Genomic DNA, 17,797 nt, shown 5'->3' on the forward strand with positions numbered 1-17,797 from the left:
CTCTCTGCCCGCCCGAGCGGGCGATACGAAAGAACGTAATACGCGCATTGAATCGAGGAACCGATGACCACGTACCGGGTCGGCTACTTCGTGGGAAGTCTGGCGACTCACTCCATCAATCGGACGCTCTCGAAGGCTCTGATCCGCCTGGCCCCGGCTGATTTGGAGTTCTTTGAGATTCCGATTAAGGATCTTCCCCTCTATAGTTACGACTATGATAGCGACTATCCTGCCGAGGGTAAGGCGCTCAAGGATGCCATCGCCTCCGCTGACGCCCTCCTATTTGTGACCCCTGAGTACAACCGATCCATTCCGGGCGCCCTTAAAAACGCCATCGACTGGGCCAGTCGCCCCTGGGGGAGCAACTCATTCGCGCATAAACCCTCGGCTGTGATCGGGGCGTCCCCGGGTGCCCTCGGTACTGCCCTCGCTCAGCAGAGTCTGCGCGGTGTCCTTAGCTTCTGTGACTCGCCGCAAATGAATGCGCCGGAGGCCTATGTCAGATTCAAGCCCGATGTTTTCACCAGCAACGGCGAAGTTGTCGACGAGCATACCGAACGTTTCCTCCGAGACTTCATGGAGGAATTCCGGGATCATGTTGTCCGGGTTCTCACGGTGCTCCCGCGAAAGCCCTGAGGCGTGCAGATTTGAGTTCGTTACGATCGGTAAGAGGCAACACGAAGGGGTTAATGTGGGTCGGCCAAGGACCAACGAAGAGCGATTCTACCTGTATCCCATGAAACGTGTAGCTGCCGTTCTGGATAACGAAGAACGGTATGCGGCTACCTGTGATCACTTGAAACAAGCTGGAATCAACCTGTCTGACGTGAACGTGCTGAAGGGGCCGGAAGGGCAGCGACTTCTGGACAGCAAGGGAACCTCTCACGGGCTTCTCGGCCGCTTCACGCGCTGGCTGCAGCACGGGGGCTACGAAAGTGAAACGCTCGCGGCCCATTCTGCTGCCTTAAGCCAGGATAAATGGCTGATCTTCGTCCCGGTGCGCGGCAAGGACCAGGCCAGGCAGACGGTGGAGATCCTCCGATCACACGGAGGCAGCGAAATTTTCCACTTCCGCCGATGGGCAGTGCAATTCTTTCCCCCGAACTATCGATTGAAGCCGTAAGGGACTACGACGCCTTTCGCGCCCTGCACCCTGGTGTTCCCGGCGCTGGCAAAGGAGGCGGACATGGGGCCTGCGGCCGCCGGCCTGGACGATCTGACCGCCTTTCTGGCCCGCCTCACCGCCTTGCTGCTGCGTTCTTCCGGTGAGGGCGCCTACTCCATCGAGCGAGCTGTGGGCACCAGCGCTCAGGCCTTCGGAGGCCAGGCGTCCGTAGTCCTCGTGCCCGAAGCGGCCGTGCTCTCGATCGTCGCGGCCGACGGCGGGATGCGCACGGTCTGTGTGCACGGCTTCCCGGAGGTGTTCCGGCTCGATCAAGCCGCGGCACTCAAGCCCTTCCTGGCCGACGTAAAGACGGGCCAGCTCGGGGTAGCCGAAGCCAGCCGCAGGCTGGCATGCATCGAAGCGGCACCGCCGCCGTACCCCTGGTGGCTTAAGTTCCTCGGCGTTCTGCTGTTCTCCCTGGGCTTCGCCCCGCTGGTCCAGCCCACCTGGTACGAGATCACCACCACAGCCGTCCTGGGCGTGATCGCCGCGGCACTCGTGGTCGCCGCCGACCATGCGCCGCGACTGTCCAAAATTCTCCCCCTGGTGGTCTCGGCCGTCGTCTCCGTCGTCACCATTGAAGTGTTTGCCGGCGATCCGGCACACGGCGGCCCGGTCCTGTTGATGCTCCCGGCGCTGTTCTACTTCGTGCCCGGTGACTTCCTGAGCGCATCGACCACCGAGCTGGCCGTCGGCCTCATCACCACCGGCGCGATCCGGCTCGTCTACTCCATATTCCTGCTCGTCCAGCTCTACCTTGGCGTTCTGATGGGCATATTTGTCACCGGAACTCCCCTCAACGCCCTCTTCGACACCGCCGCCAGAGCCGACCTACCCAAGTGGGCACTGATCCTGGGCGGGATCGCCTTCACCGGCGGCACGGTCCTGGCCTTCGCAATTCCGCACCGCTTCTTCGGGACTCTCCTCGTGCTGGTTTACGCCACCGTTGGGGCGCAGTCACTGTTCACCAAGCTGATTCGGGAGACCGGCGGCACATTCGTCGCTGCCATGCTGCTGGCCGCCGCAGCCAATAGCCGACTGGAGGGGCGCGAAAGCGTCCGGTGGTGACCACGAGCGTCGTTCCCAGGATGTCCGCATGCTCGACCGCGAACCTGCATGGCGACCAGGTCAGGCCCTGGAAATAGGTCGGCCTGTGTCGCAGCCGCCAGCGATAGGCCATGCCGTCGACAACGATGCCCCGTGCGCCCTTACGTCCCAGTGCCATAGCTCCCCCCTCGACGTGGAGGATGCTAGCGACTTCGCCTCTGCTGTCCGTAGGGAGTAGAGGTGCCAGATCCGTGCCAGATCGTGCGGGGAACCACAGGAAACAGCGGGCATCAACCCGACAGGCGATCGGACGCCGTCACCGCTCCCGGCCCAGGTCAGCCGATCAACCACCCGTAGATCACCTCGGCCTCCCAGGCTGATGGCCCCTCCTCTCGCTGAGACCGCCATCCACTGGGTACCGTCATGGTCGTGTCCGGTGCGCGCCGGGTTGGTCACCCGCAGGCGTGCGCTGGTTGATCGCGCGCGACTAGGGGAGCTGGTACGGGCATGGCGCTTGACGCTGCTCGATCGGAAGAAGGGTTCACGTCCGCGAGGGCTACGCGGGTGATGCGTGCCGCGTGCCGGACTGCGGGGCTCAACGACAGAGGCGCGGAGCTGATCCGTCTGGGAGAGAACGCACTGTTTCGCCTGGCCTAGCCAGGGTTGGGAGCACAGCGCACGTGCCCCCTGCGTGCCCGATCGGACGGCGACCAGCGGGGAACAACGGGGAACGTCGGCAAGTCGCCCACAGACACGCAGGTCACCGTCTTGCCAAGGTCAGCGTCCATCCGCATACGCGATCTTCCAACCTCGTGCTTCGCGAGCCGGTGACTGATCTCCGCAGCTTCACACGAGGCTGGGACCAACTGCCCGCCTGAGCCGGCGGCGCCGGTTCTGCCTACCCTCGATATAGGGGGTGACCAACCCGGAAAAGGACCGCCATGGACCTCCAGCTCAAGGACAGGGTCGCCGTCGTCACCGGAGCGAGCAAGGGCATCGGCCTCGCCATCGCCGATGCGTTCGCGCGTGAAAGCGCACACGTCACCGTCGGCAGCCGGAGCATTACTCCCGAGCTCAAAGGGCTCCACGAGAAGTACGGCGTCACCGCAGTCCCGGTCGACTTGTCCACCGCAGACGGACCGGGCGCGCTCGTCCGACACGCGGTGGACCAGTACGGCAGGGTCGACGTCCTGGTCAACAATTTGGGTACCGCGACGCCCCGTCCGAGCTTCCTGGACATCGACGACGCCGAGTGGCAACGGATCTTCGACATGACCCTGTTCAGCGCGGTCCGGGCCAGCCGCGCTGCGCTTCCTCACCTGCTGGTGGTGGACGGGGGTTCCATCATCAACATCAGCTCCATCAACGCGCGTCTACCCTTCCCCATGGTCGTGGACTACTCCGCGGCCAAGGCCGGGCTGAGCAGCCTGACCAAGTCGCTGTCCGAGGAGTTCGCACCGCGAGGCGTCCGGGTCAACGCGATCGCCCCGGGGCCGGTTCGCACTCCCTTCTGGACCGCGCCGGGCGGCTTCGCCGATGCCACGGCAGCCCAGGCCGGCACCACCGCGCAGGAAGCCATCGATGCAGTCGTGCCGCAGAGCATGGGCATCTCCACAGGACGAGTCACCGAAGCTCACGAAGTTGCCGATCTGGCTCTCTTCCTCGCCTCCCCGCTCGCCGGCAACATCACAGGAGCCGAGTTCACCATCGATGGCGGCCAGGTCAAGACATTGTGATCTCTTGCCTCTGCCTGCACACCCGGTTGCTGAGCACCGGGCGGTAGGGATCGAAAGATGGCGCCGCGAACTGGTCCTACAGGTATTCGAGCAGACGCGATGGCAGGACCGTCACGAACCCTCCACTGCTCACTGAGCACAGAGAACTCCATGATCATTCAGGCGCTGGTGCTGTACAGCAGCGAAGTACAGCAACCGTGAAGACCGTGCCCGACCAGAAACGGCCCGAAGTCTACGCTTTACCAGCACAGCGACCGTCAGCGACCGTCACGCTCATAGTTCGCAGCGAGGGGGCCGCGGCACGGCTCCCGGGTCGTGCCACTCTCGTGCCAGAACGGGCGGGGAATCGCGGTGCGCCACGGCGCATATCGCCAGACGGAGCCGAGACGGCAAAGTCGCTGGTCGCCGACTGCCGCCCCGTTGAAGCTTTGAGCCTGGCCGAGAGGGTCCAGCGACACCGAGATGGACTCCATGACGGGGGAGAGAGACCACACGTGGCATTCACGTACCTCTACAAGCGGCGTATCGGCCCGTGGGGGCTCGTCGCCCGCGTCACCCTCGACGTTCAGCGCATCGACGAGCCGCCGCGTGAGGGGCGCAGAATCGACGATTCACACGTCTGGTGGCTGCCGCCGCAGCAGATCGCTGCGATGGACGAGAAGTGGATGGCGTTCGGCCTCGGACTGGTGGTCGGGCAACTGGACGCTTTGAGAGAGGGCGCCGATGCCCTATTGGTGCGCGTGGAGGACTGGGAGGTACCCATGCTCACGGACTACCAGGAGGAAGTCGCCGCCGCGGCTGTCATCGAGTGCCTGAGGGAGAACTGCGGCATCGACGGCGTCGACATCGGCCCGACCTTCGACCGAGAGAGGAATCGCTACCGGTTCACCTGGGACTGACATCAGGCCGGGTCCGAGCTGTCCCTGTTCGCCGACACCGGCAGAGCGTTGGCCGGCACCCTCGATTCGCACGAGGGCCTGCGTCGGGTGTGCCATGTGCTGACCCGGCAACTGGCGCGGGCGCCCAGCGGCGACACCGCGCTGGTCATCGGCGACGTGTCCGGTCATGATCTGCAGGCCGCCGTGTCCATGAGCACCCTGCGGAACATGCTGCGCGGTATCGCCGTCGACCGGGAGGAACCGCCCGGAGAGGTTCTGCGCCGCCTGGACCTCGCCGGCCAGACCCTCGATCCCCACCTGACGGCCACCTGTGTCTACGCCGTGATCAGGGGCGGTGAGGGCCCGGGCAGCAGCCTGCACCACTCCTCCGCCGGCCATCTGCCGCCCCTGCTGACCACCGGGGAGGGCGACACCCGCTATCTGGACGCGGGCAGCGGCCCGTTGATCGGCATGGATCCCGACCTGCCCCGCACCTCCGCCGTGGACCAGTTGCTGCCGCACTCCACCCTGCTGCTCTTCACCGACGGCCTCGTCGAGCGCCGAGGAGAAGCCCTCGACGACGGCCTGACCCGACTCCGCCGGCACACGGCCCAGCAGGCACGGGACCCCCTCGACGTCTTCTGCGACGAACTGATCGTCGCCTTCGGTGCCGACAGCGCCGACGACATCGCCCTGCTCGCCCTGCGTCCCGCACCCCGCCCCACTGCCCCGGCCGAGGCGGCGGGCCGCGGCCCGTGACGGTGCGGGGCAATTCGCCGGACCTGGCCGGATCCGAACGGGGCGGTGCCTGCGTCCACACCGGTATGGAACCGCACACGCCGCCTCCCCGGCTCCGGCAGCCCGAAGGGTGTCTGACCGTCGCGATCCGTGTACCCCTGCGGATCGTCGTACTCGTGCTGGTGGTGCCGGTGCGGATGGTGTGGGACGCCCTCGCCGTCACCGGACGGTTTCTGCGGGACACCGTGCTCAGGCCACTCGGCCGGGCGCTGCTGTGGGCCGGAAAGGCCCTGTTCGTATGGCCGTTGGTGGGCCTGTGGCGCTATGTGCTGGTCCCGGTCGGCAGGGTGCTCGCCCGGCTCGGCGCCGTCCTCGTCCTCGTACCGGCCGTGTGGTGCCACCGGTACGTCCTCACGCCCGTCGGGCACGCCGTCGCCCGGCTGGCGCGCGGGGTGGGCGCCGGGCTCGCCTGGCTGTACGTGCGCGTGCTCACCCCGATCGGGCACGCGGTCACCTGGCTGCTGACGTGCGTCGGCGCGGTCTTCGCCGCCGTGGGCATGGGTCTGTACACGGCCGTGGCCTGGCTGGCCCGGTATCTGCTCGTCGTGCCCGCGCGATGGCTGTACGACCGGGTCCTCGCGCCCGTCGGGCGTGCCGTGACCTGGTGCGTACGAGGGCTGGGGTGGCTGCTCGGCGTGATCGGCACCGGCATCGGGCTCGCCCTGTACTGGACCCTCCGCGTCCTGTTCGTGCTGCCCGCCCTCGCGCTGTGGCGCTGGGTCCTCGCCCCCGTCGGCCGGTTCCTCGCCCTCGTGGCGCGCGAGGTCGGCGAGGCCCTCGGGCACGCCTGGCGGATCGCCGGACGGATCTCGAGGGCCGTCGGCCGTGTGCTCGCGACCCTCTTCCGGTGGATCTTCGTGGAGCCCCTGCGCCGGGTGTACCGGACCGTTCTCACCCCGCTCGGCCACCTCGTCCGGGACGCCGTCCTGCGGCCGGTCGCCGAGGGCGCGCGCGTGCTGGGCCGGGCCGTCCGCGAGGCCCTGGCCGGCGCCCGCGAGACGGTACGGCAGGCCCGCGCCGACTTCGGGCGGATGCTGTTCGGCGAGCCCCGCCGCCCGGACCCGGTGGACCGGCGGGAACCTCAGGGGCCCGCTGCACGTACTCTTGGTAGCAGTACGACCGCACTCACGAAGGACTAGGACACTGGGCAAGCGACAGCCCGAAGGCCCGCCGCCCGCACCCGCGGTGCAGCGCATCCGACTGCGCTACACCAAGCGCGGCCGCCTGAGGTTCACCAGCCACCGAGACTTCCAGCGCGCCTTCGAGCGTGCGCTGCGCCGCGCCGAGGTGCCCATGGCGTACTCGGCCGGGTTCACGCCGCACCCGAAGGTGTCGTACGCCAATGCCGCACCCACCGGCACGGGCAGTGAGGCGGAGTATCTGGAGATCGCGCTCACCGCACCGCGCGACCCCGAGACCCTGCGCGTCCTCCTCGACGAGTCGCTGCCCCCCGGGCTCGACGTCGTCGAGGCGGTCGAGGCGCGGACCTCGGGCCTCGCCGACCGGCTGACGGCCTCCGTCTGGGAGCTGCGGCTGGACGGGGTCGACCCGGCCGAGGCCGGGCGCGCGGTCGACGCGTTCAACCGGGCCGGGGCCGTCGAGGTCCAGCGGATGACCAAGAACGGCGTCCGCACCTTCGACGCCCGCCCGGCCGTGGTGAGCCTGGAAACGCACGGTTCACCGGCTGATAGGCCTAGCGACCAGCCCTGTGCGATACTGCGGCTGGTTGTTCGGCACGTGACGCCTGCCGTACGACCCGACGACGTCCTGTCCGGTCTCCGCGCCGTGGCCGACCTGGCGCCGCCGGTCCCCGCAGCGGTGACCAGGCTGGCGCAGGGGCTGTTCGATGAAGAGACCGGCACGGTGACCGACCCGCTCGCGCCCGACCGCGAGGCAGCCGGGGCCCTGACGGCCCAGCCGGCCGCCGCCGCGACGGCGCCGACGCCGGAAGGTCCCGCGTAGGGACGGACGTCGTAAGCGCCGCCCTCGTACTCGGGAGCCACCTGGGTCGGGCAGCGCACCGACCAGAAGACTTTCGCCAGGCCGTACCGACAAGGCGTACGGAACCGGCGAGACAGGACACAGAGTGCTCCCGTGCGGCGCCCGCGCCCCGGACGGCGGCCATCGCGATCGCGCGGGCCGTGGACGTCAACGGCGGACGGTCCTCAGAGACCGACGCCGGACCAGGCGCGGCGCCCGGGAGCCTGACGGGAGAAACGCCCGCATGCTCGAGCCGACCGAACCCAATGAGGGTTCCGAACTGAACACTCCCAGCGACACCCTGCCGCCGCGCAGGCGTCGCCGTGCCGCCTCCCGCCCGGCCGGACCGCCGGCCGCGGCCGAGGCTCCCGCCGAGGTGACCGTGCCGGCCATACCGGCGGCGGAGTCTGCCGAGGAGGTCCTTGATGCCACAGAGGCCGCTGAGGCCATCGAGGCTGAGGGTGCCGAAGTGGCTGTCGAGGCCGTTGAGGCCGAAGAGGCCGGTGCGCTGAGCGCCGGCGCTGAGGCCGAAGAGGTCGCCCCTGCCGCCCCTGCCTCCGCTGCCGAGGAGGCCGCGCCCGCCGCTCGTCCGCGCCGTCGGGCCACGCGTCGCGCGTCCGCGCCTGCCGGGGCCCCGGCGTCCGCCGAGGCCGCCGGGACTGTCGAGACCGTCGTACCTGCCGCGGCCGCCGGGACCGAGGAGCCCGCCGCCGTCGCCGAGGGCGGCGAGGTGGTCTCCGGTGAGGAGGCCGCACCGCGCCGTGTCCGCCGCCGTGCCACGCGCAGCGTCTCCGCGCCCACCGGTGCCGCGGCTGCCGCTGAGGCCACCGGTGGCGCCGAGGCCGCTGTGAGCGGGGAAGCCGTGGAGGCCCCCGCCGCCGAGGGCGCAGCCCCCGCGGAAGAGGCGGCGCCCGCCGCCCGTCCGCGCCGTCGGGCCACGCGTCGCGCGTCCGCGCCCGCCGGGGCACCGGCATCCGCCGAGAGCGTCGAGACCGTGGTCCCGGCCACCGCCGCGTCCGCTGCCGCCGAACCCGAGAAGGCCGGGGAGCAGCCCGCCGTGGAAGAGGCCGCCCCCGCCGCCCGTCCGCGCCGCCGCGCGACCCGTCGCGCGGCAGCGCCCGCCGGTGCGCCGAAGGCCTCCGAGCAGGCTGCCGCTGCGGCCCCGGCCGCCACCGAGTCCGCCGAGGCTCCGGCCGCCGCTGCCGAGACTCCGGCCGCCGAGGTCGCCGCCGCCGAGGTCAGTGGTGCCGCCGAGGAGGCCACTCCGCGTCGCACCCGCCGCCGGGCCACCCGCCGTGCCGCCGCGCCCGCCGGTGCGCCGACGGCCGCTGAGCCCGCTGCCGCCGAGACCCCGGCGGAGCCGGTCGCCGCCGCCGAGGCCGGGCAGCCCGCCCCCGCCGCCCAGGCACCGCAGACCCCCGCCGAGGAGGCCCCCGTCGAGGAGGCCGCCCCGCGTCGTACCCGCCGCCGGGCCGTGCGTCCGGTGTTCGGGTTCTCCGAGCCGGCCCAGCCCACGCGGCCCGCGCCGGCCGCCGAGAGCGAGGAGCCCGAGGCCGAGGCCGAGGCCCGGCGCCGGCCCGCCCGCCCGGCCGTCGCCGTCTTCCAGGCGCCGGTGTTCACCGAGCCGAGGTTCCAGACCCCGGAGCGCGCCGCCGCCGAGGCCGCGGCCGGGTCCGCCGAGGCGGAGGAGCCCGAGGAGTACGCGGAGGAGCGCGCCGAGGCCGGTGCGCGCCGCCGTCGCCGCCGCCGGGGTGCGGCCGCGGAGGAGACGCGCGCCGTCGAGGCCGCCGCCGAGGAAGAGGAGCCTGCCGAGGCCGTCGCCGAGGGCGAGGAGACCGAGGAGGCGGAGGAGGCCGAGGAGGCGGAGGAGGCCGAGGAGACGGAGGGCGCCGAGGGCTTCGAGGAGGCCGGCTCGCGCCGCCGTCGCCGTCGTGGCGGCCGGCGTCGCCGTCGCGGTGAGGCCGCCGAGGGCGAGGGCGCGGAGGCCGAGGCCGAGGAGCTGGCCGCCGAACAGGCCGCGCAGGACGCCGAGGACACCGCCGAGCAGGAGGAAGAGGACGCCGAGGAGGCCCACGAGGAGGCCGGCGGCTCCAGCGCCGGCAGCCGCCGTCGCCGTCGCCGTCGTCGCCGGGCCGGTGACACCACGGTCGACACCGAGCCCGGCGAGGGCGACCCGGAGCGCACGGTCGTCAAGGTCCGCGAGCCGCGCAAGCCCGCCGAGCCGTCCGACGAGGTGCAGTCCATCAAGGGCTCGACCCGTCTGGAGGCCAAGAAGCAGCGCCGCCGCGAGGGCCGTGAGCAGGGCCGCCGACGCGTTCCGATCATCACCGAGGCCGAGTTCCTGGCCCGCCGTGAGGCCGTCGAGCGCGTGATGGTCGTGCGCCAGCACGGCGAGCGCACGCAGATCGGCGTCCTGGAGGACGGCGTGCTCGTCGAGCACTACGTCAACAAGGAGCAGTCGACCTCGTACGTCGGCAACGTCTACCTGGGCAAGGTGCAGAACGTGCTGCCGTCGATGGAGGCCGCCTTCATCGACATCGGCAAGGGCCGCAACGCGGTGCTGTACGCCGGTGAGGTCAACTTCGAGGCGCTGGGCATGGCCAACGGCCCGCGCCGCATCGAGTCCGCCCTGAAGTCCGGCCAGTCGGTCCTCGTGCAGGTCACGAAGGACCCGATCGGGCACAAGGGTGCCCGTCTGACCAGCCAGGTCTCCCTCCCGGGCCGCTACCTCGTGTACGTCCCCGAGGGCTCGATGACCGGCATCAGCCGCAAGCTGCCCGACACCGAGCGGGCCCGGCTGAAGACCATCCTCAAGAAGATCGTCCCCGAGGACGCGGGCGTCATCGTGCGCACCGCCGCCGAGGGCGCGAGCGAGGACGAGCTGCGCCGGGACGTCGAGCGGCTGCAGGCGCAGTGGGAGGACATCCAGAAGAAGTCGAAGAACGGCAACGCGCCGACGCTGCTGTACGGCGAGCCGGACATGACCGTCCGGGTCGTCCGCGACATCTTCAACGAGGACTTCTCCAAGGTCATCGTCAGCGGTGACGACGCCTGGGAGACGATCCACGGATACGTCTCGCACGTCGCGCCGGACCTCGCCGCCCGGCTGTCGAAGTGGACGTCCGAGGTCGACGTCTTCGCCACCTACCGGATCGACGAGCAGCTCGCCAAGGCGCTGGACCGCAAGGTCTGGCTGCCGAGCGGCGGTTCGCTGGTGATCGACCGGACCGAGGCGATGGTCGTCATCGACGTCAACACCGGCAAGTTCACCGGCCAGGGCGGAAACCTGGAGGAGACGGTCACCAGGAACAACCTGGAGGCGGCCGAGGAGATCGTGCGCCAGCTGCGGCTGCGCGACCTCGGCGGCATCATCGTGATCGACTTCATCGACATGGTCCTGGAGTCCAACCGCGACCTGGTGCTGCGCCGCCTGCTGGAGTGCCTGGGCCGCGACCGTACGAAGCACCAGGTGGCCGAGGTGACCTCGCTGGGCCTGGTGCAGATGACCCGCAAGCGGGTCGGCCAGGGTCTGCTGGAGTCGTTCTCGGAGACCTGCGTCCACTGCAACGGCCGCGGTGTCATCGTGCACATGGAGCAGCCGGTGTCCGCCGGCGGCGGTGGCGGCAAGCGCAAGAAGCGCGGCCGTGGTGCCGACGCCCAGGAGCACGTGCACGAGACCGCCGCGGTGGCCGTGGAGACCGGTGAGGCCGTCGAGCCCGAGGTGGAGACCGCCGTCGAGGTGGCCGCCGAGGCCGCCGAGCCCGTCGCGCTCCCCGCTCCCGAGTTCGCGCCGGACGAGGAGCTGTACAGCAGCGTCGCCGAGGCGGAGGCGGCGGCCACCCGTGGCCGTACGCGGCGCCGGGCGAGCCGCCGGGCTTCGGCTCCGGCGGGCGCGCCGAAGGCGGAGGCCCGTCGCGAACGGGTCGCGCAGGCGCTGAAGACCGAGGCCGCCGTGGCCGCCGAGGCGCCGACCGCGCAGGACGTCACCGCCGAGGAGGCGGCGGCGCGCCCGGTGCGTCCGGAGCCGGCCGCCGAGGCCCTGGCCGAGCCTTCGGCCGTCGAGGACCAGGTGGTCCCGGCGCCGCAGGCCGAGGCGGCCGAGGAGGCCGCGCCCAAGGGCCGTACGCGCCGCCGTGCGACCCGGAAGGTGTCCGCGCCGGCCGGTTCCCCGGCGGGTGCGGAGGCGGCCGTGGTGACGGTGCCCGAGACCGCGCCCGAGGCTCCTGCCGTAGAGGCCCCGGCTCCGGCTCCGGTCGCCGTCGAGGCGGCGCCCGAGTCCGCCGAGAGCGCCGCCCCGGCCCGTCCGCGCCGTCGTGCCGTGCGCAAGGTCGGTGCGCCGACCGCGTCCGAGGAGGCCGCCGTCGTGGTCGTCCCGTCGGCCGCGGGGGAGGAGGCCCCGGCCGGCGACGTCACCGCCGAGGAGGTGGCCGAGGTGACCGCACCGGCCAAGAAGGCGGCCCGCAAGACCGCCAAGAAGGCCACGGCGAAGAAGGCCGCCGCCAAGAAGACCGTGGCGAAGAAGACCGCGGCCAAGAAGACGGCCGCCAAGAAGACCACGGCCAAGAAGGCGGCCAAGACGGCCGCCGCGAAGTCGACGGCGAAGAAGACCACCACGGTCTCCGCTGCCGGAGACGCCACCGACGAGGGCTGACGCCCGTGGTGTGGGGCCGGTCGGCGTGACCGGCCCCACACCCGGCGGGCCCGGTTTGACCCCCCAGGTCGTGGCCCCGTAACCTTGACCGTCGGCGTGTCCACTGACACGCCACATCCCCGTAAACCTCTTCCTCCCGGACGCATGGCGGGCCGGGAGAGGTCGTCCATGGTGTTTCTGGGCGGCTGGCCTGCGGGGGTGCCGTTTCTTCGAGCGAAAGAGAGATCCGCGTGTACGCCATCGTGCGCAGCGGTGGTCGCCAGCACAAGGTTGCTGTCGGCGACATCGTTGAGGTTGACAAGATTTCCACCGCCAAGGTTGGCGACACGGTCGAGCTCTCGACCCTGCTCGTTGTCGACGGCGACTCCGTGACCAGCGACCCGTGGGTGCTGGCCGGCATCAAGGTCCAGGCCGAGGTCGTGGACCACCACAAGGGCCAGAAGATCGACATTCTGCGCTACAAGAACAAGACCGGCTACCGCCGTCGGCAGGGCCACCGCCAGCAGTACACGGCGATCAAGGTCACGTCGATCCCCACGGCTGCGAAGTAAGGGACTGAGGAGAAATGGCACACAAGAAGGGCGCATCGTCCACCCGGAACGGTCGCGACTCCAACGCCCAGCGGCTCGGCGTGAAGCGCTTCGGCGGTCAGGTCGTCAACGCGGGTGAGATCCTGGTCCGCCAGCGCGGCACCCACTTCCACCCCGGCGCCGGTGTCGGCCGTGGCGGCGACGACACGCTGTTCGCCCTGCAGGCCGGTGCGGTGGAGTTCGGTACCCACCGCGGCCGCAAGGTCGTGAACGTCGTTCCGGTCGCCTGAGTCGCCTGATACAGGGCTCAGACCGAACGTTTCGCGAGGCGGACCTCACTTCCCGGTCGGGAAGGCGGGTCCGCCTTTCGCGTGTTGACATAGGCAATACCCATGATTTTCTGGAGGCACTGAACCATGACCACCTTCGTGGACCGCGTCGAACTGCATGTCGCCGCGGGTAACGGAGGCCACGGCTGTGCCTCCGTCCACCGTGAGAAGTTCAAGCCGCTCGGTGGCCCCGACGGCGGCAACGGCGGGCGGGGCGGTGACGTCATCCTGACCGTCGACCAGTCCGTCACCACGTTGCTCGACTACCACCACTCCCCGCACCGCAAGGCCACCAACGGCAAGCCCGGCGAGGGCGGCAACCGCTCCGGCAAGGACGGCCAGGACCTGATCCTGCCGGTGCCGGACGGCACGGTCGTGCTGGACAAGGCGGGCAACGTGCTCGCCGACCTGGTCGGCCACGGCACGTCGTACATCGCCGCGCAGGGCGGCCGCGGCGGCCTCGGCAACGCGGCGCTGGCCTCCGCCCGGCGCAAGGCGCCCGGCTTCGCGCTGCTCGGCGAGCCCGGGGACCTGCACGACATCGTCCTGGAGCTGAAGACCGTCGCCGACGTGGCGCTGGTCGGCTATCCGAGCGCCGGCAAGTCCTCGCTGATCTCCGTGCTCAGCGCGGCGAAGCCGAAGATCGCGGACTATCCGTTCACCACGCTCGTCCCGAACCTCGGTGTCGTCACCGCCGGCTCCACCGTCTACACCATCGCCGACGTGCCGGGTCTGATCCCGGGCGCCAGCCAGGGCAAGGGCCTGGGCCTGGAGTTCCTGCGCCACGTGGAGCGGTGCAGCGTGCTGGTGCACGTGCTGGACACCGCGACCCTGGAGTCCGACCGCGACCCGGTCTCCGACCTCGACATCATCGAGGCCGAGCTGCGGGAGTACGGCGGCCTGGACAACCGGCCCCGGATCGTCGTCCTGAACAAGGTCGACGTGCCCGACGGCAAGGACCTCGCCGAGATGGTCCGGCCCGACCTGGAGGCCCGCGGCTACCGCGTCTTCGAGGTGTCGGCCGTCGCCCACATCGGGCTGAAGGAGCTGTCGTACGCGCTGGGCGATCTGGTCGCCAGGGCGCGCGCCGCGAAGCCGAAGGAGGAGGCGACCCGGATCGTCATCCGGCCCCAGGCCGTGGACGACGCCGGCTTCACCGTCACCCGCGAGGAGGTCGGCGGCGAGCCGCTGTTCCGGGTGCGCGGCGAGAAGCCCGAGCGCTGGGTCCGCCAGACCGACTTCAACAACGACGAGGCCGTCGGCTACCTCGCCGACCGGCTCAACCGCCTCGGTGTCGAGGAGCAGCTGATGAAGGCGGGCGCCCGGTCCGGCGACGGCGTCGCCATCGGTCCCGAGGAGAACGCGGTCGTCTTCGACTGGGAGCCGACGGTCATGGCCGGCGCGGAGATGCTGGGCCGCCGCGGTGAGGACCACCGCTTCGACGCGCAGCGGCCTGCGGCGCAGCGCCGCCGGGACAAGCAGGCGGAGCGGGACGAGGCCCTCCGGGAGTACGACGAGTTCGACCCCTTCGAGTAGGGATCGGTCTGCCGTCGTCGCCGCCTGGGGGCTGCCGCCCCCAGGTCCCCGCTTCGGCCTGGACGGCCTCGTCCTCACACGCCTTCGGCCGGTAACCGGCCCTTCGTCCCGTTGCGGTACGAGGGATTTCCGGAGTTTCCCGGAGATTTCCCCGTGCCGCGACGGTCTTCTGTTGTCTGCTCACTTGCCATGCCCGCGATGGGATGCGTTCAGCGTGCTGACCGCCCGGCGGTAAAGGTTGCCCCATGTCCGAAGAGGCCACCGTGGCAAGGGAGTCAGCGCATGACCGCACCACCGCCCGCCCGCCGCCGCCTTCTCACCGCCGGGGCCGCGGTGCTGGGCGCCGCGGCCTCCGCCCAGCTGTGGCTGCCGAGCACGGCCCGCGCCGCCGAAACGCCGCTCCCCGAGGAGGTGTTCAGCCTCGGCCTCACCTCCGGCGACCCCCTGCCCGACGGCTTCGTGCTGTGGACCAGACTCGCGCCCGACCCGCTGAACGGCGGGGGCATGCCCGACGCGATCGTCCCCGTGGAGTGGGAACTGGCCGAGGACGAGCGGTTCCACCGGACGGTCCGCCGGGGCACCGCGCAGGCCCGGCCCGAACTCGGCCACAGCGTCCACGTGGATGTGCGCGGGCTGCGCCCGGACCGCCCCTACTGGTACCGCTTCCGGGCCGGCGGCCGCCTCTCGCCCACCGGCCGTACCCGCACCGCGCCGCACCCGCAGCGGAGCGGGGGCTCGCTGCGTGTCGCCCTCGCCTCCTGCCAGAACTGGCAGCAGGGGTACTTCACGCCGTACGCCGACATGCTCGCCCAGGATCCCGACGTCGTCCTCTTCGTCGGCGACTACATCTACGAGTCCGGGCCCTCCGCGACCGCCGTGCGCCGGCACGAGGGCGGCGACGAGCCGTACACCCTGGAGCAGTACCGCAACCGGTACGCCCAGTACAGGACCGACCCCGACCTCGCCGCGATGCACGCGAACGCGCCCTGGGTGGTCACCTTCGACGACCACGAGGTCGACAACGACTGGGCCGGCGAGGTCCCGCAGGACCCGGACAAGCAGTCGCACGACGCGTTCACGGCCCGGCTGACGGCGGCCTTCCAGGCGTACTACGAGCACATGCCGGTGCGCGCCTCCGCCATCCCCACGGGTCCGCACATCCGGATGTACCGCCGGCTGGAGTTCGGCCGGCTGGCGCGGCTGAACGTCCTGGACACCCGGCAGTTCCGCACCGCCCGGGCGACCACGCAGGAGGGCGCCGAGGCGCCGTCGGCGACCATGCTCGGCGCCGGGCAGAAACAGTGGCTGCTGGACGGGCTGCACGACTCCCCGGCCCGCTGGAACCTGATCGCCTCGCAGATCATGATGGCCGAGACCGATCTGCTGCCCGGCGACGGCAAGCTCTGGTACTACGACGCCTGGGACGGCTACCAGGCCGAACGCAACGCCCTGCTGAAGGAGTTCGCCGGCATCCGCAACCCGGTCGTGCTCAGCGGCGACCGGCACCTGACGGTGATCAGCGACCTCAAGGAGGACTTCGCCGACCCCGGCTCGGACGTCGTCGGCGCCGAGTTCGTCGGCACGTCCATCTCCAGCAACGGCGACTAGGACCAGGCCGCCTTCCACGCCCAGTGGGACCCGCTGAAGGCGGACAACCCGCACTGGAAGCTGATCGACGCCCACCGCGGCTACCACCTCTTCGACGTCCGCCGCGACTGCATCGACGCCCAGGTCCGCGTCGTCGACACCGTCCTGCGGCCCGAGGCCACGGCGAGCACGCTGGCCCGGCTGCGGGTGGCGGCCGACGAGCCCGGGGTACGGGTCAGGTGAGCCGCGCGAGCCCGGGACTCATCGCGGTCCCAGGCTCCTCTCAGCCTCGCCTCAGGGAGGCTCTTACCGTCCTCTGACCATGGAGACGGCCCGTACGACCCCCGTACCCCTGTTTCCGGGCACCCGCCTGCTGCACATCGGCCCGCACAAGACCGGCACCACCGCCGTCCAGGGCGCCCTCTTCGAGGCCAGGGACCGCATGCCGGAGTACGGCGTCGCGTTCCCCGCGCCCACCCGGCATCCCATGGAAGCCGCCCTCGCCGCCTGCGCCCGGCCCGCGATGATGGGCGACACCGTGCCCACCGACCGGCACTGGCGAAGGCTGCTGGACCAGGTGGCGGCCACCGGCGCGCGCACCTCGGTGATCAGCAGCGAGTTCTTCGCCGACGCTCCCGACGACGAGACCATCGCCCGGATCGTGGAGCAGCTCGGCGGCGACCGCGTGCGGGTGCTGGTCACGCTGCGTCCCCTGGTGAAGATCATGCCCTCGCAGTGGCAGCAGTACGTGCAGAACGGGCTGCGCATGGGTTATGCGGACTGGCTGGAGCACACGCTCCGCAAGCCGCCGTACGACAAGCCGAATCCGAGCTTCTGGCACCGGCACCGGCACCACCTGCTGGTCGAGCGCTGGGCGCGGGCCGTAGGTCCCGAGCGGGTCACCGTGGTCGTGGTGGACGACCGGGACCGCGGCGGTCTGCTGCGCGACTTCGAGGCGCTGCTCGGGCTGCCGGAGAATCTCCTGAGGCCCGTTCCGGACGCCGCTAATCGCTCTCTTACCCTCGCCGAGACCGAAATGCTGCGGAATCTTAATGTCGAATTCCGCGGTAATGGACTGCCGGACGAGCTGTATTCCCGTCTGGTCCGCGGCGGCGCCGTGCTGCATATGAAGAACGCGTGCCCGCCCATGCCCGGAGACGTGAAGATCGTGACCCCGCGCTGGGCGGTGGAGGCGGCGTGTGCGAGCGGTGCCGAATCGGCGGAGCGGATCGCCGGGCCGGGGGTGCGGGTCCTCGGTGATCCGGCCCTGCTGTCCGCCGTTCCCGAGCAGCCGGAACCGGGGTCCGACGAGCCCCTTCTCGCCCCGGAAGTCGCGGCCCGGGCGCTGTACGGAGCGCTCGCCGCGGCGGCCGGGCAGGCCTGCGTCCGCAGCGTGCATCAGGCGTCGTCGAAGGAACTCGTGCGGGTGCTCGGGCACCGCTGCCTGAAGCGTCTCGGGCGGCGCTGAACCGGGGCCGTTCGTCATCGTGACGGACTTGTGCACTTACTCACAGCAAATTCACGGGGGTTCGCGCTACGCGAGGGCCAATCACCGGCAGT

Annotated in this window: 12 protein-coding genes and 3 pseudogenes; all 15 read left to right on the forward strand. The window is 70.8% G+C overall.

Features of this window, described 5'->3' with window-relative positions; translation table 11 throughout:
• The first annotated feature begins 63 nt into the window (after nucleotides 1-63).
• The 15 genes and pseudogenes from FB563_RS21570 (at nucleotide 64) to FB563_RS21645 (ending at nucleotide 17,705) form a co-directional block, all read left to right on the forward strand.
• Nucleotides 64-636, forward strand: coding sequence for an NADPH-dependent FMN reductase (locus FB563_RS21570; protein WP_055703566.1), 573 nt, complete (start codon nucleotides 64-66; stop codon nucleotides 634-636).
• Between the two features lie 190 nt (nucleotides 637-826).
• Nucleotides 827-1,123 carry a hypothetical protein gene (locus FB563_RS21575; RefSeq protein WP_142218844.1) on the forward strand — a complete coding sequence of 99 codons (297 nt, stop codon included), beginning with the start codon at nucleotides 827-829 and terminating at the stop codon, nucleotides 1,121-1,123.
• Between the two features lie 63 nt (nucleotides 1,124-1,186).
• The gene (locus tag FB563_RS21580) at nucleotides 1,187-2,233 is read left to right on the forward strand and encodes a threonine/serine exporter family protein (RefSeq protein WP_055703567.1); all 1,047 of its coding nucleotides are present in this window, start codon (nucleotides 1,187-1,189) and stop codon (nucleotides 2,231-2,233) included.
• Nucleotides 2,234-2,719: 486 nt separating this feature from the next.
• A pseudogene (locus tag FB563_RS44120) lies at nucleotides 2,720-2,866 on the forward strand (aminoglycoside phosphotransferase family protein); the annotation flags it as partial.
• Between the two features lie 287 nt (nucleotides 2,867-3,153).
• Nucleotides 3,154-3,948 carry an SDR family NAD(P)-dependent oxidoreductase gene (locus FB563_RS21595; protein WP_055703568.1) on the forward strand — a complete coding sequence of 265 codons (795 nt, stop codon included), beginning with the start codon at nucleotides 3,154-3,156 and terminating at the stop codon, nucleotides 3,946-3,948.
• Nucleotides 3,949-4,442: 494 nt separating this feature from the next.
• The gene (locus tag FB563_RS21600) at nucleotides 4,443-4,847 is read left to right on the forward strand and encodes a hypothetical protein (protein WP_055703569.1); all 405 of its coding nucleotides are present in this window, start codon (nucleotides 4,443-4,445) and stop codon (nucleotides 4,845-4,847) included.
• Nucleotides 4,848-4,970: 123 nt separating this feature from the next.
• Nucleotides 4,971-5,585, forward strand: a pseudogene (locus tag FB563_RS21605) (PP2C family protein-serine/threonine phosphatase); the annotation flags it as partial.
• Between the two features lie 65 nt (nucleotides 5,586-5,650).
• A complete protein-coding gene (locus FB563_RS21610; protein ID WP_055703586.1) occupies nucleotides 5,651-6,763 on the forward strand; it encodes a hypothetical protein in 1,113 nt (370 codons plus the stop codon).
• A 46-nt stretch (nucleotides 6,764-6,809) separates the two neighbouring features.
• Nucleotides 6,810-7,586: a TIGR03936 family radical SAM-associated protein gene (locus FB563_RS21615; protein ID WP_055703571.1), complete on the forward strand. Its 777-nt coding sequence runs from the start codon at nucleotides 6,810-6,812 to the stop codon at nucleotides 7,584-7,586.
• A gap of 262 nt (nucleotides 7,587-7,848) precedes the next feature.
• Nucleotides 7,849-12,255 (forward strand): Rne/Rng family ribonuclease, encoded by a 4,407-nt coding sequence (locus tag FB563_RS21620; RefSeq protein WP_199832687.1) that lies wholly within the window; start codon nucleotides 7,849-7,851, stop codon nucleotides 12,253-12,255.
• A gap of 230 nt (nucleotides 12,256-12,485) precedes the next feature.
• Entirely contained in the window at nucleotides 12,486-12,806 is a 321-nt protein-coding gene (gene rplU / locus FB563_RS21625) for a 50S ribosomal protein L21 (protein ID WP_028422127.1), read from the forward strand.
• Between the two features lie 14 nt (nucleotides 12,807-12,820).
• Entirely contained in the window at nucleotides 12,821-13,075 is a 255-nt protein-coding gene (gene rpmA / locus FB563_RS21630) for a 50S ribosomal protein L27 (protein WP_055703572.1), read from the forward strand.
• Nucleotides 13,076-13,201: 126 nt separating this feature from the next.
• A complete protein-coding gene (gene obgE / locus FB563_RS21635; protein WP_055703573.1) occupies nucleotides 13,202-14,650 on the forward strand; it encodes a GTPase ObgE in 1,449 nt (482 codons plus the stop codon).
• Between the two features lie 282 nt (nucleotides 14,651-14,932).
• Nucleotides 14,933-16,480: pseudogene (locus tag FB563_RS21640) on the forward strand (alkaline phosphatase D family protein).
• Between the two features lie 79 nt (nucleotides 16,481-16,559).
• Complete coding sequence (locus tag FB563_RS21645) at nucleotides 16,560-17,705, forward strand: hypothetical protein (protein WP_055703574.1); 1,146 nt, start codon at nucleotides 16,560-16,562, stop codon at nucleotides 17,703-17,705.
• Nucleotides 17,706-17,797: the final 92 nt, after the last annotated feature.

The organism is Streptomyces puniciscabiei (genome assembly GCF_006715785.1).
GTDB lineage: Bacteria > Actinomycetota > Actinomycetes > Streptomycetales > Streptomycetaceae > Streptomyces > Streptomyces puniciscabiei.